Source organism: Xanthobacter aminoxidans, assembly GCF_043193615.1.
Taxonomy (GTDB): Bacteria; Pseudomonadota; Alphaproteobacteria; order Rhizobiales; family Xanthobacteraceae; genus Xanthobacter; species Xanthobacter aminoxidans.
The window spans coordinates 433,300-455,630 of the sequence record NZ_JBAFUS010000001.1; the positions used below are offsets into that span (position 1 = coordinate 433,300).

Sequence of the window (22,331 nt, forward strand, 5' to 3'; positions counted from 1 at the left end):
TGGTGGTCGGCGCGGACGGCGTGCGGTCAGTGCCCGGCTTAGGGCGTCCCTCGGGTTGCGGCGGGAGGAAGCTGCGAGATGCGGGTGATTTTGAGGTTCCTGGGTTTCCTGTTCGCGCTCGCGACGCTGGTGCTGCTGGCAGGCGCGGCGGGAGCAACCTATCTGGTCTGGAAATATTCCCAGGACCTGCCCGACTACTCCCAGTTGCAGAATTACGAGCCGCCTGTCATGACGCGCGTCCATGCGGCGGACGGCGCGCTGGTGGCGGAATATGCCAAGCAGCGGCGCCTCTATATTCCCATCCAGTCCGTGCCGCGCCTCGTGATCGAGGCGTTCCTCTCGGCCGAGGACAAGAATTTCTATGAGCACGGGGGCATCGATCCCACCGGCATCTTCCGCGCGGCCCTGACCGCCGCGCAGAATTACGGCAAGAACGTCCGCGCCCAGGGCGCCTCCACCATCACCCAGCAGGTGGCCAAGAACTTCCTGCTCACCAACGAGCGCAGCCTCGACCGCAAGATCAAGGAGGCCCTCCTCGCCCTGCGCATCGAGCGGGCCTATTCCAAGGATCGCATCCTCGAGCTGTACCTGAACGAGATCTATCTCGGCATGGGCGCCTACGGCATCGCCGCGGCGGCGCTGGTCTATTTCGACAAGTCCGTGGACGAGCTGAACGTGCAGGAGGCGGCCTATCTCGCCGCTTTGCCGAAGGCGCCGTCCAACTACAACCCCTTCCGCGAGCGCAGCCGCGCCACCGACCGCCGCAACTGGGTGATCGATCGCATGGTGGAGAACGGCTTCGTCTCCCCGCAGGAGGGAGAGGCGGCCAAGAAGGCGCCGCTGGAGGTCACGCCCCGTGCCACGGGCGCGCAGATCTTCGCCGCGGAATATTACGCGGAAGAGGTGCGTCGGCAGATCTATGAGCGCTACGGCGAGCGCAAGCTCTACGAAGGCGGCCTCTCCGTGCGCACGCCGCTCGATCCCAAGCTGCAGGTGCTGGCGAAGAAGACCCTCACCGACGGCATGGTGCGCTATGACGAGGAGCGTGGCTGGCGCAAGCCCGTTACCCACATCGAGCTCGTGCCCGGCGACGACTGGGGCGTGAAGTTGGGCGAAATCAGGGAATGGACCGACATTCCCTGGCGCCTCGCCATCGTGCTCGACGTGAGCAAGGACAATGCCCGCATTGGTCTCCAGCCGTCGCGCACCAAGTCCGGCCAGCGCTCCATCGAGCGCGAGATCGGCCTGATCCCGGCCGAGGGCGCCAAGTGGACGCGCAAGCCCATCAGCCAGGTGCTGAAGCCCGGAGACGTGGTCTATGTGGAGCCGCTCGGCGGCGCCGGTGGACAATGGCGCCTGCGCCAGCCGCCCGGCGTCGAGGGCGCCATGGTGGTGATGGAGCCCACCACCGGCCGCGTGCTGGCCCTTTCCGGTGGCTTCTCCTACGACGAGAGCCAGTTCAACCGCGCCACCCAAGCCATGCGGCAGCCGGGCTCCTCGTTCAAGCCCATCGTCTATTCGGCCGCGCTCGACAACGGCTACACGCCGTCGACCATCGTCATCGACGCCCCGTTCGAGCTTGAGCAGCAGGGCCAGGAAACCTGGCGGCCGGAGAACTACTCCAAGAAATATTACGGCCCGCAGACGCTGCGCTTCGGCCTTGAGCAGTCGCGCAACGTGATGACGGTGCGCCTCGCCAACGACGTGGGCATGCCCATCATCGCCGAATACGCCAAGCGCTTCGGCATCTATGACGACATGCCGCCCTACCTCGCCATGGCGCTCGGCTCCGGCGAGACCACGCTGATGCGCATGACCGGTGCCTACGCCATGATCGCCAACGGCGGCCGCAAGGTGACGCCGTCGCTGATCGACCGCATCCAGGACCGCTATGGCCACACCATCTATCGCCACGACGAGCGCGAGTGCCGCGGCTGCGAGGCGACCAAGTGGGAGAACCAGCCCGAGCCGTCCCTGATCGACCGGCGCCCGGTGGTGCTCGATCCCATGACCGCCTACCAGATCACCTCCATGATGGAGGGCGTGGTGCAGCGCGGCACGGGCACGGCGCTCAAGGAACTGGGCAAGCCCATCGCCGGCAAGACCGGCACGACCAACGACGAGAAGGACGCCTGGTTCATCGGCTTCACGCCGGAAATCGTGGTCGGTATCTATCTCGGCTACGACAAGCCCAGGCCCATGGGCAAGGGCTCCACCGGCGGCCTCCTCTCCGCGCCCATCGCGCGCGACTTCATGAAGGTGGCCATCGCCGATCGTCCGGCCATCCCGTTCCGGGTGCCGGCCGGCATCAAGCTGGTTCGCATCGACCGCAAGAGCGGACAGCGCACCAGCGCGGGCGACGGCAATGCCATCCTCGAAGCCTTCAAGCCGGGCACTGCCCCGCCGGACGGCTATTCGGTGGCTGGCTATGCGGGCACCGACGGGTCAAATCCCGAGCCCGTCACCCCGGTGGCCCGAAGCGGCACGGGCGGCCTCTACTGAGGCTCTTATCGTACTCCTGATGCTCCGCTGCCCCCTCCTTCGCGGCGGCAGCGGAGCCATAGGCCGGCCCTTGAGCGTGGCCGTGCGTCAGTATGCTGCAACGCTGGTGATGGCGGTCCTGCGGGCACGCGCCTGCAAGGATTCTCGGCGGATACGGTGCCATGGCGACCGCGTCCCGGGACGCCGCTGCGAGCCCGGATTTTGACGCAGATTAACCTCATTCTTGTACCGTTCCTGTACAAGCGCCCAGAGATAGGTAAGCTAGTCACGCATGCCACTGGGTAAGCTGAAGATGTTGCGGGCGGACGGCCCGATGGCGTCCTCTTGACGCTTGGGGCCCACGGCCGGGAGCTTCAGCCATGGACGGGAAAATGGCGGATCGCCCAGCAGCTGCCCGCGCCCAAGGCCGCGAGGCCGTTGTCTTCTTCGACACGAACAACCTCGTCACCTTCATCAACACGGCGGCCGAGCGCCTGTGGGGATTGAGTCAGGCCGAGGCGATCGGGCGCGACGTGGGCGAACTCATCCCCGGCGCAAGCGAGGAACGGGGGGGTGAACTTCCCCTCTCCATCGTGCGTAACGATGGCTCGCTCCTGGAGGGCGTCGTCTCCGTCACCCGCGCCCAGCACAAGCGCGAGACCTATTACATCGCATTCGTGCGCCCCGCGCTGAGCCCCGTGGCGCCGCAGATGAGCCTTGGAATCCTGGCCGCGGTCGCCGAAAAGACCGACCGGGGCGTCCTCGTCGCCGACGCGCACGGCAAGGTGATCTACGCCAACTCCGCGTTCCATGACATGCTGGACGCCGGTATTGAAGGGCCGACCGGCCTCACCCTCGCCGAGCTGTTCTGCGGACGGCTCGGAAACGGCGGGTTCGCCGAACACATCAAAGACGCCATGGAACGGCGCATCTCCCTTGCGGAGGATGTCTCGCTCAAGGGCAAATCCGGAATGGAGGTCTGGGTGTCGGCAAACGTCACTCCGGTCATGGACCGCCAGACGGGCGAACTGGAGCAGGTGGTCGCCGTCATCGCCGACATCACCCACACCCGGCTCGTGGAAGACTTGCAGCGCCAGGTGCTCGGCGCGCTGGCCGCCGATGCGCCCATGGCCGACATCATGGACATCCTGTGCCGCAAGGTGCAGGGCCTCGCGCCCGACGCGCTCTGCTCCATCCTCGGCGTCACCGCGGACGAGCGCCTCACCGTGCTCGCCGCCCCGAGCCTTCCAGCGGAGTTTTCCGCTGCGGTGGAGGGGGTCGCCATCGGCCCCAGGAGCGGCAGCTGCGGCACGGCCGCCTTCCGCGGGGTGCCGGTGCTGGTGGAGGACATCGCCACCAGTCCCCTCTGGGAGGACTTCCAGGACCTGCCCGTCCCGCCCGGCATCACCGGCTGTTGGTCCATCCCGGTGAAGCTGCGCGGCGGCAAGGTGGCGGCCACCTTCGCCTTCTATTTCAAGACCGCGCGCGGCCCCACGCCGTGGCTCGAGAACGTCGTCGCCGCCTGCTCCGATCTCTGCGCGCTGGCGCTGGAGCGCTTCGAGGCCAAGAAGCGCATCGAGATGCTGGCCAACGTGGACACGCTGACCGGCCTCGCCAACCGGCGCCAGCTCCATGCGATCCTTGAGGAATTGCTGGTGGAGGCCCGCACGCTCGAGCAGCCGCTCGCCGTGCTCTACCTCGACATCGACCACTTCAAGGATGTGAACGAGACGCTCGGCCATTCCACCGGCGACGAGCTCCTGGTGGAGGTGTCGCGCCGGCTCAAGGCGCAGCTTCGCACCGGCGACGTGGTCGGACGGACCGGCGGCGACGAGTTCCTCATCATCGTGCACGACTGCACCGCGGAGGAGGCGGCCCGCATCGCCCGGCGGCTGCTGGAATATGTGGCGGCGCCCATCACCGCGCAGGCGCTCCACCTCACCATGTCCGCGTCGGTCGGCATCGCGCTCTTTCCCGAGCACGGAGCCGATGCGGAAACACTGCTCAAGCACGCTGATACCGCCGTGCATGAGGCCAAGCGCAAGGGGCGCGGCAAGTTCCATTTCTTCACCGAGGAACTGAACCGGCGGGTGCTGGACCGGCTCGTGCTTTCGGTGGCGCTGCGCGAGGCGATCCAGAACCGCGCCCTGCGCCTCGTCTACCAGCCGCAGGTGCTGCTTGCGTCCGGCGCGCTCCATGGCGTCGAGGCGCTCTCGCGCTGGACGGACCCGATCTACGGCGATGTGCCCGCCACCCGCTTCATTCCGCTCGCCGAGGAATACGGCCTCATCGAGAGCATCGACGAATGGGCGGTGGAAACCGCCTGCCAGCGCATCGCCGCCTGGCGCGCGGAGGGCGTGGACGTCCCGCACGTCTCGGTGAACCTCTCGCCGCTCAGCTTTCGCGGCGGCGATATCGTCGGCTTCATCTCCGGGGCGCTGCGCGAGTACGACCTGAAGCCGTCGGACCTCAGGGTCGAGATCACCGAACGGGTGATGATGGACCAGCACCCGAACTCCTTCGCCACGGCGCGGGCCATCGAGGCGCTCGGCGTGCGCATCGCCATGGACGATTTCGGCACCGGCTATTCCAGCCTCAGCGCCCTCTCGCGCCTCCCCATCGCCGAGCTGAAGATCGACCGCTCCTTCATGCTCTCCATCGAACAGGACCAGAATGCCCAGGCGCTGGCCACGGCGGTGATCCGCATCGGCCACAGCCTCGGCATGACGGTGGTGGCGGAGGGCGTGGAGACGCAGGCGCAGGCCGATCTCCTGCGATTCCTCGGTTGCCACGCGGCGCAGGGCTTCCTTTTCGCCCGTCCCATCGAAGCGGCGGACGTCGGCACCTGGCTCGCCGCGCAGCGAGCCCGGTGAGCCATTTCTTCGCCTGATCCCCTTCCCCGCCGGCCCGGCGTTTACACCCGCGCGCCCCGCCGCTATTTTCCGCGGCCCTCAGCCGGAGAAAGATGAGCCATGCGCGCGGAACTCGCCGCAAAAGTCGACGAGATCAAAGCCTCCCTCGACCTGTTGCGGTCCCACCTCGACGTGGACCGCTCGCGCCGGCGCCTGGCCGAACTCAACGCCATCGTTGAAGATCCCAAGCTCTGGGACGATCCCGAGCGGGCGCAGAAGCTGATGCAGGAACGCACCAGCCTGGAGGACGGTCTCGGCGCCATCGATCGGGTGGAGCGCGACCTTGCCGACAACATCGAGCTGATCGATCTCGGCGAGTCGGAAGGCGACGAGGGCGTGATCTCCGAGGCCGCAGCATCCCTCGACGGGCTGAAGGCGGAACTCGCGCGGCGCGAGCTGGAGGCCCTGCTGTCCGGCGAGGCCGATTCCAACGACAGCTATCTCGAAGTCCATGCCGGTGCCGGCGGCACCGACAGCCAGGACTGGGCGGAGATGCTCCTGCGCATGTACCGTCGCTGGTGCGAACGCCACGGCTTCAAGGTGGAGCTGATGGACGAGAGCCAGGGCGAGCAGGCCGGGTTGAAGTCCGCCACCATCCAGGTGAAGGGCCACAATGCCTATGGCTGGCTGAAGACCGAGGCGGGCGTCCACCGCCTGGTGCGCATCTCGCCCTTCGATTCCAACGCGCGGCGGCAGACCTCCTTCGCCTCTGTGGATGTCTATCCCGTGGTGGACGACCGCATCGTGGTGGACATCAAGGAAGCCGACGTGCGGGTGGACACCATGCGCTCGGGCGGCGCGGGCGGCCAGCACGTGAACAAGACGGAATCGGCGGTGCGCCTCACCCACATTCCCACCGGCATCGCCGTGGTGAGCGAGGGCGACCGCTCCCAGCACAAGAACCGCGCCACGGCCTGGAACATGCTGCGCGCCAAGCTCTACGACCTCGAGCTGAAGAAGCGCGAGGCGGAGGCCATGGCCGAGCAGGCGGCAAAGACCGACATCGGCTGGGGCCACCAGATCCGCTCCTACGTGCTCCAGCCCTACCAGCTGGTGAAGGACCTGCGCACCGGCGTCACCTCCGGCACGCCGCAGGAGGTGCTGGACGGCGATCTCGATCCCTTCATGCAGGCCGCCCTCGCCCAGCGCGCCTATGGCGGCGGGCCGGAGAGCGTCGACGACGTGGACTGATCCCCCGGGGAAATCAGTCCGGCCACCGGCCATTCCGCCCTCCGACGGGTAATGTCGGAGACGCGACAATTGGGGCCGCCTGAGCAGCGGCCCCGTTTTTGCTTCAGCTTTCCCGCCCCGTCCGGGCCTGGGAAAGCTGTTGTGATGACCGAACTCTTCGCCATCTGCGCCACCTACGAAATTCAGGATGGCGACGCCCGCGGCTTCGTGCTCGCGCGGCTCGACGCGGACGGCAACAAGAAGGCGTGGCCGATCTTCATCGCCCGCCGCGGCAACAGCTTCCACGGCTACGAGAATGTCTGCCCGCACGAGGGCAAGCGGCTCGATGCCTATCCCGGCGAGTTCCTGGACCGCGAAGCCAATTTCCTCGCCTGCGGGCGACACCAGGCGAAGTTCGACCCCGACACCGGCGTCTGCTTCATCGGCCCCTGCAAGGGCAAGTCTCTCACCCCCATCGAGATCGTCGTGGATGACGGCGACGTCTGCCTCGTCAACGTTCCCCTCGCCGAGGAGGACGGCCTAGACGTGGAGGACCCCAACGAGATGCCCGAGGTATTGATTACCGGCGATTGAGGCACACGCCTCCGCTGGACAAGAGGTCGTGTCCGAAGGGCACGGCAGACCGGGGCCTCGTGCCCGGTCCGGCCATCCACGGCCGGCGCACACGAGGGTCTCCACGGCACGCCTTTTGGGGCACGCCCATAACGACCTCACCCAAGGACTTTCCCATGACCGCTGTTGCTGACACGCCTTTTGCCAAGCTGAGCACCGAGGGCCGCCTGCTGAAGCCGACCCTGAATGCCGACACCCACGTCGCCGGCCGCTTCGGCTTCCGCGGCGAGATTGCCTATGACGGGCCGGAGACGGTGCTGAAGGAGGTGTTCTCGGTCGCGGAAGACGGCAAGCCCGCCATCGGCTTCCTCGCCGGCTCCATCACCAGCTACGAGAACCTGCCCAAGCTGGTGGAAACGCTCGGCGCCGCGCTGGACGGTGACGGCAAGTATTTCGTCTATATCTCGGACCTGCCCCAGGGTAACCGCCTGCTGATCCGCTTCGGCGACGTGAAGATCTTCGCCATCTTCCTCGATGAGACCTCGGTCTACAACGAGCTGATCGACACCTTCTACGTGGACAAGGTGAAGCTCAAGAAGTTCGACACCGCCGCCAAGCTCGACGCCCTCGCCGACGTGGGGCTGAAATATGCGGAAGTCGCGCACTACAAGGAAGTGTCCTACGAGGACGGCCTCGCCATCAAGAACGCCGCCTGATCAGGCATTGTCCGGGGACGGAGGGCTGCCCCGCCTCCGTCTGCCCGCCACCGACATTGCCCCGAGCCGTTCGCGCAAAGTTGTCTTCCTGCAATTTCAGCCGGACAGATAAATTTTGCATCCGATTGACGGTAAAATAGTCCGACACACAGCCTGCCTTTCTGGCCTCGTCCGAATATCGCGACGAAGTTTTTGTCTTGTGCCTGCAAAATCAACCCCATAGCTTGGCCGCGTTTTGGCTATCCGCGCGAAACGTCGGCGGACCATCGGGGGCACTCGAATGGCGAGGTTTTTTTCAGGGAGAATGCTGACGACAGCAATTCTCGGTTTCGCTCTTGCCGGGTTCACGTCAGGCGCGGCGCGCGCCTTCGGTGGGGGCGACTGCAACATGTTCGCTCAGTCGAACATCGCGCGGGTGCAGGAGATATCCATCGATACCGGAGGCGCGGATTTCGGCGACTTCCCCCACCTGTTCGGGTCCCCCCTCGGCAAGGCGATCATCTGCTGGGCGAGCGATGGCCGCGTGGCGGTCCGAGGCACCCTGTTCGCCGATAACTTCCGCGAGCCCATCCAGGCCATTCTGAAGGTGCGCTTCCGCAGCAACAACGGTACCTGGACGCCCTTCGCGCAGGGTGACGTGTCCGGCAACGGCGGCCTGGTCGCCTTCCAGAGGTTCTTTCGCACCTCGCCGCGCGGGCAGTTCAACCGCGTCCAGATTCGGTTGGAGACCTTCCGGGACTCCGCCCTGCCGAACGACCGGGCGATTACGGTCGCGGACGAGATCTTCCGGCGCTGAGCCGGTCCCACAGATCTGACCTGAAGCGGTGGGTTGGTCCGGAAGGATTTGGGTCCGGCCCAAAACGCAAAATGCCCGGGACCGTGGTCCCGGGCATTGTTTTTACCGAAGAAGCGAACCCCCTCAGCTACAGCCGGTCGTCCCGCCGCAGGTATCGCACTTCAGGCAGGTGCCGTTGCGCACCATGGTGAAGTTCATGCACTCGGGGCAGGCTTCGCCCTCATAGCCCTTGGCCTTGGCCTCGGCGCGGGCTTCGGCCTTGCGGGCGGTGGCGGACCAGGGGAGCGACTTCTCCATCAGGCTCTCGACTGCCGCTTCCAGGTGCTCCACCTCGGGCGAGGCCTCGGCGAGTTCGGCGGTGTCGGCCTTCAGCGCGGTCGCACCGACGGTGGTCGCACGGAGCATGGTCACGTTGTCGGTGCCCGAACGCGGCTCGGGGGCCACCGGCTGGGACACCAGCAGGTTCACCGTCTTGCCGCGCACGAGACCCTTGGAGACGATGCGGGCCGACGGATTGGTCGGCGCCTTGCCCTCGTCCACGCCCTTGCCGAGGGCGTCGAAGCCGGTCTCGGAGAGGTCCACGTGGCCGAGATCGTTGCGGCCGAGATAGCTCACCGCCAGCTCGCGGAACACGTAGTCGAGCATGGACGTGGCGTACTTGATGGTGTCGTTGCCCTGCACCGGGCCGGCAGGCTCGAAGCGGGTGAAGGTGAAGGCATCCACATACTCATCGAGCGGCACGCCGTACTGGAGGCCGAGCGAGATGGCGATGGCGAAGTTGTTGAGGAGCGAGCGGAGCGCCGCGCCCTCCTTGTGCATGTCGATGAAGATCTCGCCGAGGCGGCCGTCATCATATTCGCCGGTGCGCAGATAGACCTTGTGGCCACCCACCACCGCCTTCTGGGTGTAGCCCTTGCGGCGGTCGGGCATCTTCTCCCGCTCGCGCACGCGGTGCTCGACGATGCGCTCCACCACCCGCTCGACGATCTTTTCCGTGACCGACGCGGTGCGGGCCGCGTTGGGCTGGGCGAGCACGGCGTCCAGCGCGTCGTCCTCCTCCTCGTCATCCGCCACCAGCTGGGCGTTGAGGGGCTGGGAGAGCTTGGAGCCGTCGCGATAAAGCGCGTTCGCCTTCAGCGCGAGGCGCCAGGACAGCAGGTAGGCCGCCTTGCAATCCTCGACGCTGGCGTCGTTGGGCATGTTGATGGTCTTGGAGATGGCACCCGTGATGAAGGGCTGCGCCGCCGCCATCATGCGGATGTGGCTTTCGACCGAGAGGTAGCGCTTGCCGATGCGGCCGCACGGGGAAGCGCAGTCGAACACCGGCAGGTGCTGGGCTTTAAGGAAGGGCGCGCCCTCCAGCGTCATCGCCCCGCAGACATGCACATTGGCGGCGTCGATATCGACCTTGGAGAAGCCGAGGAAGGCGAGCAGGTCGAACTTCGGGTCGGCAAGCTGGGCCGCCGGCACCTTCAGGCTGTTGGCGAGGAATTCCTCGCCGAACGTCCAGCGGTTGAAGGCGAACTTGATGTCGAACGCGGTCTTCACCGCGGCCTCGGCCTTGGCGATGGCCGCGTCGTCGAAGCCCTTGGCCCGCAGCGAGCCGTGGTTGATGGCCGGCGCATTGGCGAGCGAGCCGTGGCCCACCGCATAGGCCTCGATCTCGGCGATCTCGGCTTCCTTGTAGCCGAGGGTGCGCAGCGCCTCGGGCACGGCGCGGTTGATGATCTTGAAGTAGCCGCCGCCGGCCAGCTTCTTGAACTTCACCAGCGCGAAGTCGGGCTCGATGCCGGTGGTGTCGCAGTCCATCACCAGGCCGATGGTGCCGGTGGGGGCGATCACCGAGACCTGCGCGTTGCGGTAGCCGTGCTTCTCGCCCAGCTCCAGCGCCTTGTCCCAGGCCGCGGTGGCATGGGCGACGAGGCGGGTGTCCGGGCAGGACAGGTGATCGAGCGGCACCGGGGCGATGGAGAGGCCCTCATAGCCCTCGGCGATGCCATGGGCGGCGCGGCGATGGTTGCGGATCACCCGCAGCATGGACTGGGCATTGGCCGAATAGGCCGCGAACGTGCCCAGCTCCTTCGCCATCTCGGCGGAGGTGGCATAGCAGACGCCGGTCATGATGGCCGAGAGCGCGCCGCAGATCGCACGGCCCTGGGGCGAGTCATAGGGAATGCCGCTCGACATGAGCAGGCCGCCGATATTGGCATAGCCGAGGCCGAGCGTGCGGTACTCGTAGGAGAGCTCGGCAATGCGGCGCGAGGGGAACTGCGCCATCAGCACCGAGATTTCCAGCACCACGGTCCACAGCCGCACGGCGTGCTCGTAGCTCTCCACGTCGAACCGCTTCTCGGCGTCGCGGAACTGCAGCAGGTTCAGCGAGGCGAGGTTGCAGGCCGTGTCGTCGAGGAACATGTATTCCGAGCACGGATTGGAGGCGCGGATCTCGCCGGCCGCCGGGCAGGTGTGCCAGTCGTTCACCGCGGTGTGGAACTGGATGCCGGGATCGGCGCAGTGCCACGCGGCCGAGCCGATCTTCTCCCAGAGCTCGCGGGCCTTGATGGTCTTCGCCACCTTGCCGTCCGTGCGGCGGATGAGCTTCCAGTCCTCGTCGGCCTCGACAGCGCGCAGGAAGTCGTCGGTGACGCGGACGGAATTGTTGGAGTTCTGGCCGGCGACGGTGATGTACGCCTCGCCGTCCCAATCGGTGTCGTAGATGGCGACATCGATGTCCTTGTAGCCCTGGCGGGCATACTGGATCACCCGGCGGATGGCGGCATCGGCCACCGCCGCCTTGCGGGCGGCCTTGATCTCGCGCTTGAGGGCCGGGTTCTTCTCCGGGTCGAAGCAGTCGTCGCCATTGCCCTCGCAATTCACGCAGGCCTTGAGCACGGCCTTGAGGTGCTTGGCATTGAGCTTGGAGCCGGTGACGAGGGAGGCGACCTTCTGCTCCTCGATCACCTTCCAGTCCACATAGGCCTCGATATCCGGATGGTCGGCATCGACCACCACCATCTTGGCGGCGCGGCGGGTGGTGCCGCCGGACTTGATGGCGCCCGCCGCGCGGTCGCCGATCTTGAGGAAGCTCATGAGGCCGGACGAGCGGCCGCCGCCGGACAGCTTCTCGCCCTCGCCGCGCAGCGCGGAGAAGTTGGAGCCGGTGCCGGAGCCGTACTTGAACAGGCGCGCCTCGCGCACCCACAGGTCCATGATGCCGCCGTCGCTCACCAGATCGTCGCTGACCGACTGGATGAAGCAGGCATGCGGCTGGGGATGCTCATAGGCCGAGGTGGAGGCGGTCAGTTCGCCGGTCTGGTAGTCCACATAATAGTGGCCCTGCCCCGGCCCATCGATGCCGTAGGCCCAGAACAGGCCGGTGTTGAACCACTGCGGCGAGTTGGGCGCGGCCATCTGCATGGCGAGCATGTAGCAATGCTCGTCAAAGAAGGCCTGAGCGTCGGCCTCGCTGTCGAAATAGCCGCCCTTCCAGCCCCAGTAGGTCCAGGTGCCGGCCAGACGATCGAACACCTGCTTGGCCGAGGTCTCGCCGACAAGGCGCTCCTTCTCGGGCAGGCCCGCAAGCGCCTCGTGGTCGGCCACGGAACGCCACAGGAAGGAGGGGATGGAATTCTCCTCCACCTTCTTCAGGCGCGCGGGCACGCCGGCCTTGCGGAAATATTTCTGGGCGAGGATGTCGGACGCGACCTGCGAGAACTGCGCAGGCACCTCGATGCCCTCCTGGCGGAAGACCACGGAGCCGTCGGGGTTGCGGATCTCGCTCACGGTCTCGCGGAACGGAATGTCCGCGTAAGGGGAACGACCCTCTTGCGTGTAGCGGCGTTCGACGCGCATGACCGGTGCTCCTTCGGCTCGGCCCCGCTCGGGCCGATCATTCTACAGGACGAATATGGCGGACGTGACAAACCGACGGGCATGGCGCAGCGCGCCGCGCCAGGCGGGTTGGAAATTCGCGGGTTCCGGGAGGCCCGCCAGCATTCACCGATACGTACCCGTGGGATGCCGGCTGCCGAGGACCGAACGCTAGTGCGAGTCTGGCCTGCCGGTCAAACCCCTCTTTGCCACCAATTGGGGCCATCCAACCCCTCTTCCTACTATATATGGTGCCTACCCGCAGGTTATCAAATTCCTAACGAGCCTTGCGCCGGCTCGATTTTCACGTGCCCGTGACAGACGCGAGCCCGGTGGCGGGAGCGGAGAAGTCATCACCGTCATCCACAGCTTGCGGTCGGGGATGGGGATGATCGGCGCCGATCCGCCATGCACTGCCCGCAGGGCGGCCTCTCGCCGGCTCAGGACGCAAGCACTGGCGAAGGTGGACGCAATAAACTATCAGAACCCGCAAACAGCCTGCGCGCCGGCCTTCTCTGCCCCCTGCCGTCGCGACAGAAAATTGCCGGACCCTTCAGCCGCCGCCAACGGCTCCCGGCCTTTACGGGGCGCAGTTGGAAAGTACCGGCATGTCCACGACCTTCGCCGCCGATGCGGCGCCAGCAGCCAATCCCCGCTCCCGCGTCATCCTCGCGAGCCTGATCGGCACCACCATCGAGTTCTACGACTTCTACGTTTATGCCACGGCGGCGGTGCTGGTGTTTCCGCACCTGTTCTTCCCGGCCGGCAATGACACGACGGCGCTCCTCGCCTCGTTCGCCATCTTCGGCGCGGCCATGGTGGCGCGTCCGCTGGGCGCCATCTTCTTCGGCCACCTCGGCGACAAGAAGGGCCGCAAGATCACACTGGTGGGCGCGCTGCTCACCATGGGCATAGCTACCTTCCTCATCGGCCTGCTGCCCACCTTCCAGACGGCCGGCTGGTTCGCGCCCCTGCTTCTGGTGATCCTGCGCCTTGCGCAGGGCTTCGCGCTGGGTGGCGAGTGGAGCGGCGCGGCGCTGGTCGCCACCGAGAACGCGCCGGCCGGCAAGCGCGCCGTCTACGGCACCTTCCCCCAGCTCGGCGCCCCCATCGGCTTCATCATCGCCAACGGCCTGTTCCTCGCCATCGCGGCGCTGATGCCGTCGAGCGATCCCTCCCGCCCGTCCGACGCCTTCCTGTCGTGGGGCTGGCGCCTGCCGTTCCTGTTCTCGGCGGTGATGGTGATCGTGGGCCTGTGGGTGCGCATGTCGCTGGTGGAGAGCCCGGCCTTCGCCAAGGCGCTGGAGCACGGCCGCATCCAGAAGCTGCCGCTGGCCGCAGCGTTCAAGACCCACTGGCGCGAGCTGATCCTCGGCACCTTCTACATGCTCGCGACCTACGTGCTGTTCTACCTGATGACCACCTTCTCGCTCAGCTACGGCCGCGCGCCCACGACGGCGGCGGTGCCGGGGCTCGGCTACGACTACCGCACCTTCGTGCTGATGATGATCGGCGGCGTGGTATTCTTCGGCATCTTCACCCTGGTGTCCGGCCCCTGGGCCGACCGCTGGGGCCGCCGCCGCACGCTGATCGGCATCACCGCCGCCATCGTGCTGTTCGGCCTTTTGTGGGTGCCGATCCTCTCCGCCGGGCCGGTGGGCGTGATGGCGTGGCTCATCATCGGCTTCACGCTGATGGGCCTCACCTTCGGCCCCATGGGCGCGCTGCTGCCGGAGCTGTTCCCGGCCAACGTGCGCTACACGGGCTCGGGCATCTCCTACAATGTCTCGTCCATCCTCGGCGCGGCGGTGGCCCCGTTCATCGCGGTGGCGCTGTGGAGCTATGGCGGCGGCAGCCCGTTCTGGGTCGGCGTCTATCTCTCGGTCATGGCGCTGCTCACGCTCGCGGCGCTGGTGATCGGCAAGGAAACCCGCGACGTGAACATGGACCACTGAGGGCCTGACGCGCCGCACGTCGCACGCCTCTTGCGCCGGACGGGAAAAGGGAGTGAACCTCCCGGGTCCCGTCCGCGTAGGAAGGTGCGTCATGACAGCCGCTCCATCCCTCCTGTGGTTCCGCGACGATCTGCGCCTCGCCGATAACCCGGCGCTGAACGCCCTCGCCGAGGCCGGCGCGCCCATCGCCGCGCTCTATGTCCTGGATGAGGACAGCCCGCATATCCGCCCGCTCGGCGGCGCCGCCCGCTGGTGGCTCGCCCAATCCCTGCGGGCGCTCAGGACCGACCTCTCCCATCACGGCATTCCCCTGATCCTGCGGCAGGGGCCGGCCACCCGCATCGTGCCGGAGGTAGCAGCCGCGCTCGGCGCCGCCACCGTCGCCTTCAACGACCGGGCGGGCGAGGCCGAGGGCAAGCTGGACCGCGCCATCACCGCGCGGCTGGCGGCCGAGGACCGCCGCGTGCTGCGCTTCTGCGCCCACCTGCTGCATCCGCCCGGAACGGTGCTGGGCGGATCGGGGCGCATGCCGCGCACCTTCTCCTCTTTCCATCGCGCGGCCCTGCGCGAGCGCGATCTCTCCCCGCCCCTTCCCGCCCCGAAGCGCCTCAAGGGCGTCACCCGTGCGCCGGATGGCGACACGCTGGAGAGCTTCGCGCTGGAGCCGGAAAAGCCCGACTGGGCCGGCGGCCTGCGGGCCGACTGGAGTGTCGGCGAGGCGGCCGCGCGCGCGCGCCTGTCGGCCTTTATCGCCGACGGCCTGAAGGGCTACGCCACGGGCCGCGACCGGCCGGACCTCGATCACGTCTCCCGGCTCTCGCCGCACCTGCGGTTCGGCGAGATATCCCCGCGGCAGATCCTCTTCGCCGTCCGCCACGCGGTGGACGCGGGCGAAGTGCCGAGCCCGGACGCGGCCAAGTTCGAGGCCGAACTCTATTGGCGCGAACTTTCCTACCATCTCCTCGCCGAGGAGCCGGACATCGCCCGGCGCAATATCCAGCCGAGCTTCGACGCCTTCCCCTGGCGCGAATGCTCCGGCGAATTGAAGGCGTGGCGGCGCGGCCTCACCGGCTATCCACTGGTGGATGCGGGCATGCGCCAGCTCTGGCAGACGGGCTGGATGCACAACCGGGTGCGGATGGTGGTGGCCTCCTTCCTCGCCAAGCACCTGCTCATCGACTGGCGCTCGGGCGAAGACTGGTTCTGGGACACGCTGGTCGATGCGGATGCCGCCAACAATGCCGCGTCCTGGCAATGGGTGGCCGGCTCCGGCCTCGATGCCGCGCCCTATTTCCGCATCTTCAATCCGGTGATGCAGGGCGAGAAGTTTGATCCCGAGGGCACCTATGTGCGCACCTACGTGCCCGAGCTGAAGCGCTTGCCAGCGAAGCTCATCCATCACCCGTGGACCGCGCCGCAGGATACCCTCGCCGCCGCAGGAATCAGGCTGGGCCACACCTATCCCAAGCCCCTCGTGGACCACGCCGCCGCCCGCGACCGCGCCCTGCGCGCCTTCGAGCATCTGCGGCACGCGGCCCCCGCCGAAGCGCGCACGGCTGCCCGCTGACACTTCTTCCCGGCGCAATCCCATGCGTTTGCGCCGGCCTGCCAACGCCGCTATTGAGGGGAAACGCGCGCCGAGGCAGCATAAGGCCCATTAAATTTCACATTGCGATGAAGGTATTTCTTCCATGATCCGTAACGGCCTTGTGGACTCCATCGGAAACACACCCCTTATCCGTCTGAAGCGGGCCTCCGAGGAGACCGGCTGCGACATCCTCGGCAAAGCGGAGTTCCTCAATCCCGGCCAGTCGGTGAAGGACCGCGCGGCGCTCGGCATCATCCAGGACGCGGTGGCCCGCGGCGAGTTGAAGCCCGGCGGGGTGATCGTGGAAGGCACGGCGGGCAATACGGGCATCGGCCTCGCGCTGGTGGCCGCTCCGCTCGGCTTCCGCACCGTGATCGTCATTCCCGAGACCCAGTCCCAGGAAAAGAAGGACATGCTGCGGCTCGCCGGCGCGACGCTGGTGGAAGTGCCGGCCGTGGCCTACGCCAACCCGAACAATTACGTGAAGGTCTCCGGCCGCCTCGCCGAGGCGCTGGCAAAGACCGAGCCGAACGGTGCCATCTGGGCCAACCAGTTCGACAACGTGGCCAACCGGCAGGCCCATATCGACACCACGGGCCCGGAAATCTGGGAGCAGACGCAGGGCAAGGTGGACGGCTTCATCTGCGCCGTGGGCACCGGCGGCACGCTGGCCGGCATCGGCATGGCGCTGAAGGCCCGCAACAAGGACATCAAGATCGGCCTCGCCGATCCCATGGGCGCCGCGCTCTATTCCTACTACACCACCGGCGAACTGAAGGCCGAGGGCTCCTCCATCACCGAGGGCATCGGACAGGGGCGCATCACCGCCAACCTCGTCGACGCGCCGGTGGATGCCGCCTTCCAGATCCCGGACGAGGAGGCGCTGCCCGTGGTGTTCGACCTGCTGGAGCACGAGGGCCTGTGCCTCGGCGGCTCGTCGGGCGTGAACGTCGCCGGCGCCATCCGCCTCGCGAAGGAGCTGGGGCCAGGCCACACCATCGTGACCATCCTCTGCGACTACGGCACGCGCTACCAGTCGAAGCTGTTCAACCCCGAATTCCTGCGCTCCAAGAACCTGCCGGTGCCCGAATGGCTGGAACGCAAGGCCGAGGTGCCGAACGTCCTCGTCTGACGGCTTGACGCGGGGCGCGTTCCAGCCGAGGAAACCGCGCCCCGCCCGAACGCGAGCGAGATCGTCATGAGCACTGCGTCCGAGACTACCCTGCCGGTGGACACCCCTGAGAGCCCGTTCGTCTCCACCGAGTGGCTCGCGGCCAATCTCGGCGCGCCGGACCTTGTGGTGGTGGATGCCTCCTGGCACATGCCCGCTTCGGGCCGCAGCGGCGCCAAGGAATATCTCGCCGAGCACATTCCCGGCGCGGTGCATTTCGACATCGACACCATCGCCGATCACTCCACCTCCCTGCCCCACATGCTGCCGGACGCGCACAGCTTCGCCGTGGCCGTGGGGGCGCTGGGCATCGGCGATGGCCTGCGCATCGTGGTCTATGATTCCGTCGGCCTGTTCTCCGCGCCGCGTGTGTGGTGGACCTTCCGCGCCTTCGGCGCGGGCGACGTGAAGCTGCTGGATGGCGGCCTGCCCAAGTGGAAGGCCGAAGGCCGCCCGCTGGAGGATGGCCCGGTGCGCCGCCTGCCGACGAGCTTCACCCCGCGCTTCGACCATTCCCTCGTCGCCGATATCGAGCGTGTGGATCAGGCACTCAAGACCGGCTCCGCGCAGGTGCTGGACGCCCGCCAGGACGCCCGCTTCCGTGGCGAGGCGCCGGAGCCGCGCGAGGGCCTGCCCTCCGGGCATATGCCGGGAAGCTTCAACCTGCCGCACGGCCTGCTCGTGAAGGACGGCCGCCTCGTGCCGCCGGCCGAGCTGCGCAAGGCCATCGACGGCTCCGGCCTCGACCTCGCGCGCCCGGTCATCACCTCGTGCGGCTCCGGCGTCTCCGCCGCCATCCTCTGGGTGGCGCTGGAAATGGTCGGGAAAGCCCCCCTCGCCCTCTATGACGGCTCGTGGACCGAATGGGGCGCGAGCGGCAAGGAGATCGCCGTCGGCTGACGGCGCGCAACCTGGAACGGGGCCGCGCCTGCGGCAGCGTGGGCACTGCAAAAGGATTTGCGGTGCAGCGCAAAAATGGTATCTCATCTCATACGTTTGAATGAGGTGAGCTGCCTTGGCGTCCGCAGGAACCGAGGATCGTGAGCGCCGGTTTCGGCGCCGGCCCTCCTTGTCACGTGTCGTCGGCGGATCGTCTCAGGATGATCGACGTCGCTTCGAAACGATCAGCAGCGCCTCAGGCCCCGCCTCGATATCCGTGACGCCGTAATGCGCGGCAAAGCCGCGGCACCCGAGATTGGCTCCCTGTCGGAAGATTTGCCCGCCATGTCGATTCTTGATGCGAAGCAGTCGTCGTCGGTCTTCGGCAAACCGAGCTTCTCGCTCTCGCACCGCATCCACCGGGCGGTGTGGAATGTGACGTGGCTCCTTCTGGCCTCGTGGACGCCACCGCCGCTCCATGCCTGGCGTCGTTTCCTGCTGCGGCTGTTCGGCGCCAAGATCGCGCCGGGCGCGCGCATCTACGGCTCGACCAAGGTCTGGTATCCGCCCAACCTCACCATGGGGCGGCACTCCGTCATCGGCTGGGGCACCCTCGTCTACACTCAGGACAAGGTGGAGCTTGAGGAGTTCGCCAACGTGGCCCAGCGCTGCCACCTGTGCACCGGCTCCCACGACATCGACGATCCCGACTTCCAGCTCATCACGCGCCCGATCCTGATCCGCCGCCACGCCTGGGTCGCCTCCGACGCCTTCGTCGGACCGGGGGTCACCATGGAGGAAGGCTCGGTTCTCGGCGGGCGGGGTGTCGCCTTCAAGTCGCTCGCCGCCTGGACCGTCTACGGCGGCAACCCGGCCCGCGAAATCCGCAAGCGCAGGCCGGTCGCCTGAGGCCCCGTCTCCCGAAATATCCGGTTGGAGTTCATTGCGATGTCGAATGATCGCCGTCTGCTAATTACGGGTGGATCCGGGTTCATCGGGTCTGAACTGGCACGCCTCGCCGGCGAGGCCGGCTTCGAGATCGTCAACCTCGACATCAAGCCGCCTGTTGAGGCTGCGCAGAAGCCGATGTGGCGCCAGCTCGACGTGCGCGACGCCGACGCGGTCCGCCGCGCGGTCCTGGAGGCTCAGCCGAGCCACATCGCTCACCTCGCCAGCGATATCGACGTCAACATCAAGCACCTGCACGAATTCAAGACCACCATCGACGGCACCCGCAACGTGCTGGCCGCGGCCGAGGCCCTGCCCGGCCTCAAGCGCTTCCTGCACACGTCCACCCAGTATGTGGTGCGCCCCGGCGTGGTGCCGAAGTCGGAAACCGACTACGTGCCCTACACCGTCTACGGCGAGGCGAAGACCGAGACCGAGCGGCTGGTGCGTGCGAGCAAGGTCGGCGATTGGATCATCGCCCGTCCGACCGTGATCTGGGGTCCCGGCCATCCGTCCTTCGCCCAGCAGATCTGGCGCCGCATGGCCGAGGGGCGCTATCGCCACCCGGCGACCGCCAAGCCGCTCATGCGCGGCTACGGCTATGTCACCAACACCGCCTGGCAGATGCTGAAGCTGCTGGAGGCACCGCGCCCGAGCCTGTCCCACACCGTCTATTATCTCGGCGACGGCATGATCGAGTACGGCGCCTGGGCCGATGCCTTCTGCGTGCCGCTCACCGGACGCCCGGCCAAGCGCCTGCGCACGGAAGGGCTCTGGGCACTGGGCGCCATCGGCTCGGCCATGCGCGCCGCGGGGCTGCCGGCCCCTTACGACATGGGCCGCTATTTCCGCATGACCACCCCCGGCCCGACCGACTTCGGACCCATCAACGGGGTGGCGAACCCGCTCCAGGTCTCCTTCGACGAGGGCGTCGCCCGCACGCTGGTCTGGTTGCGCCAGGTGGATCCGGTGCTGTTCGCCGGCGACAAGGCGGCAAGGCAGGCGGCCTGACCGAGCAGAAGGCCCCGGCGGAGCGGCATCGTCTCCGCCGGCCGCGGACGGAGTGCCCAGCTGCCCGGCGCGGGTTTCGGCATGGCCGTATCCGCGTTTGCGGTATCTCAGTCAGGCGCGCTGATGTGAGAGGCAAGGCGATATCGCCTAGGGATCGAGTTCGGTATCCCAGTAGAGATAATCCAGCCAGCTCTCATGCAGGTAGTTCGGCGGGAAGTGCCTGCCGTTATGGTGGAGATCGTGGACGGACGGCTGGAAGGGCGTCTGCGCGGGCCACATCCCCGCATCCGCCGGCATATGGCCGCCCTTGCGCAGATTGCACGGGGAGCAGGCGGCGACCACATTCTCCCAGGTCGTCTGGCCTCCCTTCGAGCGTGGAATCACGTGGTCGAAGGTGAGATCCTCTCGGGAGCCGCAATATTGGCAGGAGAAGCGGTCGCGCAGGAAGACGTTGAAGCGGGTGAAGGCGGGCTGCCGGGTCGGCTTCACGAAGGTGCGCAGTGAAACGACGCTGGGCAGCCGGATTTCAAAGCCCGGACTTCGCACCGCCTTGTCGTAATATTCGACGATGTTCACCCGGTCGAGAAAGACCGCCTTGATGGCATCCTGCCAACTCCAGACCGACAGCGGGTAATAGCTCAACGGGCGGTAGTCCGCGTTGAGCACGAGCGCTGGCCAGGCACCTGGTGACAAAGCAGTGGTCAAGGACCGAACTCCTCGTCTTCGCACCCGAATCGCGCCTGACGATCCCGGTACGCGGCGGATACTCTATATGCTCCGTGTCACTGTTGTGAAGCCGAGGCCAAACCACGGCCATTTCCGGGCATTTACTCGCTCCGCCGGCCGCGCCTGCTTCCGTTACCGTCTCAGCGCGGCTTTGCTGCGAGGAACTCGGCGAGGAAGGCGCCGCCATGGGCGAGGCCGCCATCGTCGATGCCGTGCCCGAGCCCCTGACTGAGGTGCCACTCCACCGGCACGCCGGCATCGGCGAGGCCGCGGGCGGAGGCAAACAGGGCCTGGGCCGGTATCACCTCGTCCTCCGTGCCGTGCACCAGAAGGATGGGCGGTCGCGTGCTGAGTTGCAGGTCGCGCGGCACCCCGCCCGCCGCCTCCACCCACAGCCCCGAATAGGCGACAACGGCGGCCGGTGCCACGGCGGCGGTGGTCGCGATCTTCAGCGCCATCATCGCGCCCTGGCTGAAACCGACCAGCGCCAGCCGCGACGGCGGCAGATCGTATTTCGCCAGCTCCTCCTCCAGGAACGCAGCCAGCACAGGCGCCGCAGCCTCGGCACCGCGGGCCAGTTCGTGGGGCTCGCGGAAGCTCAGCGGGAACCACTGCCGGCCCACCGGCGCGCCTTCGCAGGGGTCGGGGGCGTGGGGCGAGATGAAAGCGGTGCCGGGCAGCAGGTCGGCCCAGGCGTTGCCGAGGTCGATGAGATCGCGCCCGTCCGCGCCATAGCCGTGCAGCAGCACGACGAGGCTGTCAGGCGCGCCGCCGTGGCGCGGGCGCAGGCGCGGGCCGTCGAGAATGGGCTCGTCGAGGGAAACGCCGTCGAGGGGAAAGGACATGGGGCACGCTCTTCTCAGGCCGGGGCGCCGAGGCGGGCGCGCCGCGCACCATAATACGCCCACAGCAGATGCGCCGCCACGCCACGCAGCGGCCGCCAATCCTCAGCGATGGCGCGCAGGCCGAGGGCCGTGCAGCGGCCGCCCAGCTCGAACGCATCGCCCATCGCCACCTGGAGCGCGAGGTCGCCATGGGGAAAGGCATCGGCGCGGCCGAGGCAGAACAGGAGGTAGATGTCGGCGGTCCAAAGCCCGATGCCGGGCAGCCGCGTCATCACCTCGGCCGCGGCATCCGCCTCCATGCGCGCCACGGCCTCAAGGTCCACCTCGCCTTCCGCGAGCGCGCGGGCGATGCCGGTGAGGGTGCGGATCTTCGGTGCGGACAGGCCGGCCCCGCGCAATGTCTCCACCGGCGCGGCCAGCATGGCCTCCACCGTGGGCGTCCCGCCCATCGCGGCCTCGAACCGGGCGGAGATGGCCCGTGCCGAAGCGACCGACAATTGCTGGGCGATCACCACCGCGCACAGACCGGAAAATCCGGGCGGCCGGCGGCGCAGGGCCGGGCGGCCGGCCACCTCGGCCACCGGAACGAGGCGATCATCCAGCTCGAGCAGTTGCGCGAAGGCGCGGTCGAACACGCCCTGGTCGGTGAGCAGCGGCTCCTTCATTCCGCAAATCCGCAGGCTTGTCTGT

The 22,331-nt window shown here is 67.4% G+C and carries 16 protein-coding genes; 12 read left to right on the plus strand and 4 right to left on the minus strand.

From position 1 onward, the window contains the following. Nucleotides 1–78 precede the first annotated feature (78 nt). From V5F74_RS01925 to V5F74_RS01950, 6 genes are all read left to right on the plus strand, one after another. Entirely contained in the window at nucleotides 79–2,502 is a 2,424-nt protein-coding gene (locus V5F74_RS01925) for a penicillin-binding protein 1A (RefSeq protein WP_394005969.1), read from the plus strand. A 359-nt stretch (nucleotides 2,503–2,861) separates the two neighbouring features. After that, nucleotides 2,862–5,354 carry an EAL domain-containing protein gene (locus tag V5F74_RS01930; RefSeq protein WP_029558181.1) on the plus strand — a complete coding sequence of 831 codons (2,493 nt, stop codon included), beginning with the start codon at nucleotides 2,862–2,864 and terminating at the stop codon, nucleotides 5,352–5,354. A 99-nt stretch (nucleotides 5,355–5,453) separates the two neighbouring features. Then, nucleotides 5,454–6,584: a peptide chain release factor 2 gene (gene prfB, locus V5F74_RS01935; RefSeq protein WP_024279410.1), complete on the plus strand. Its 1,131-nt coding sequence runs from the start codon at nucleotides 5,454–5,456 to the stop codon at nucleotides 6,582–6,584. Nucleotides 6,585–6,728: 144 nt separating this feature from the next. Then, complete coding sequence (locus V5F74_RS01940) at nucleotides 6,729–7,157, plus strand: Rieske (2Fe-2S) protein (protein WP_250166123.1); 429 nt, start codon at nucleotides 6,729–6,731, stop codon at nucleotides 7,155–7,157. A 155-nt stretch (nucleotides 7,158–7,312) separates the two neighbouring features. Further along, nucleotides 7,313–7,852, plus strand: a complete 540-nt coding sequence (locus V5F74_RS01945; protein WP_029558178.1) for a hypothetical protein — start codon at nucleotides 7,313–7,315, stop codon at nucleotides 7,850–7,852. A 280-nt stretch (nucleotides 7,853–8,132) separates the two neighbouring features. After that, entirely contained in the window at nucleotides 8,133–8,648 is a 516-nt protein-coding gene (locus V5F74_RS01950) for a hypothetical protein (RefSeq protein ID WP_394005972.1), read from the plus strand. Between the two features lie 123 nt (nucleotides 8,649–8,771). Here V5F74_RS01950 and V5F74_RS01955 read toward each other — a convergent pair whose 3' ends face one another. Beyond that, entirely contained in the window at nucleotides 8,772–12,500 is a 3,729-nt protein-coding gene (locus tag V5F74_RS01955) for a vitamin B12-dependent ribonucleotide reductase (protein WP_394005974.1), read from the minus strand. 626 nt (nucleotides 12,501–13,126) lie between these two features. On the opposite strand from V5F74_RS01955, the gene V5F74_RS01960 reads away from it, so the two are divergent. From V5F74_RS01960 to V5F74_RS01985, 6 genes are all read left to right on the plus strand, one after another. Next, entirely contained in the window at nucleotides 13,127–14,473 is a 1,347-nt protein-coding gene (locus V5F74_RS01960) for an MFS transporter (protein WP_394005976.1), read from the plus strand. A 91-nt stretch (nucleotides 14,474–14,564) separates the two neighbouring features. Continuing rightward, nucleotides 14,565–16,040, plus strand: coding sequence for a cryptochrome/photolyase family protein (locus tag V5F74_RS01965; RefSeq protein ID WP_394005978.1), 1,476 nt, complete (start codon nucleotides 14,565–14,567; stop codon nucleotides 16,038–16,040). 124 nt (nucleotides 16,041–16,164) lie between these two features. Next, a complete protein-coding gene (locus V5F74_RS01970; protein WP_029558173.1) occupies nucleotides 16,165–17,193 on the plus strand; it encodes a cysteine synthase A in 1,029 nt (342 codons plus the stop codon). Nucleotides 17,194–17,259: 66 nt separating this feature from the next. Beyond that, entirely contained in the window at nucleotides 17,260–18,132 is an 873-nt protein-coding gene (sseA, locus tag V5F74_RS01975) for a 3-mercaptopyruvate sulfurtransferase (protein WP_394005980.1), read from the plus strand. 324 nt (nucleotides 18,133–18,456) lie between these two features. Continuing rightward, nucleotides 18,457–19,020 (plus strand): putative colanic acid biosynthesis acetyltransferase, encoded by a 564-nt coding sequence (locus V5F74_RS01980; protein ID WP_374251020.1) that lies wholly within the window; start codon nucleotides 18,457–18,459, stop codon nucleotides 19,018–19,020. Nucleotides 19,021–19,059: 39 nt separating this feature from the next. Continuing rightward, entirely contained in the window at nucleotides 19,060–20,070 is a 1,011-nt protein-coding gene (locus tag V5F74_RS01985) for an NAD-dependent epimerase/dehydratase family protein (protein WP_394005982.1), read from the plus strand. A gap of 147 nt (nucleotides 20,071–20,217) precedes the next feature. Here V5F74_RS01985 and V5F74_RS01990 read toward each other — a convergent pair whose 3' ends face one another. From V5F74_RS01990 to V5F74_RS02000, 3 genes are all read right to left on the minus strand, one after another. Next, nucleotides 20,218–20,775, minus strand: coding sequence for an HNH endonuclease (locus tag V5F74_RS01990; RefSeq protein ID WP_394005984.1), 558 nt, complete (start codon nucleotides 20,773–20,775; stop codon nucleotides 20,218–20,220). Between the two features lie 161 nt (nucleotides 20,776–20,936). Then, nucleotides 20,937–21,641 carry an alpha/beta hydrolase gene (locus tag V5F74_RS01995; RefSeq protein ID WP_394005986.1) on the minus strand — a complete coding sequence of 235 codons (705 nt, stop codon included), beginning with the start codon at nucleotides 21,639–21,641 and terminating at the stop codon, nucleotides 20,937–20,939. Between the two features lie 14 nt (nucleotides 21,642–21,655). Next, nucleotides 21,656–22,306, minus strand: a complete 651-nt coding sequence (locus tag V5F74_RS02000; protein WP_394005988.1) for a DNA-3-methyladenine glycosylase family protein — start codon at nucleotides 22,304–22,306, stop codon at nucleotides 21,656–21,658. Between the last annotated feature and the right edge of the window lie 25 nt (nucleotides 22,307–22,331).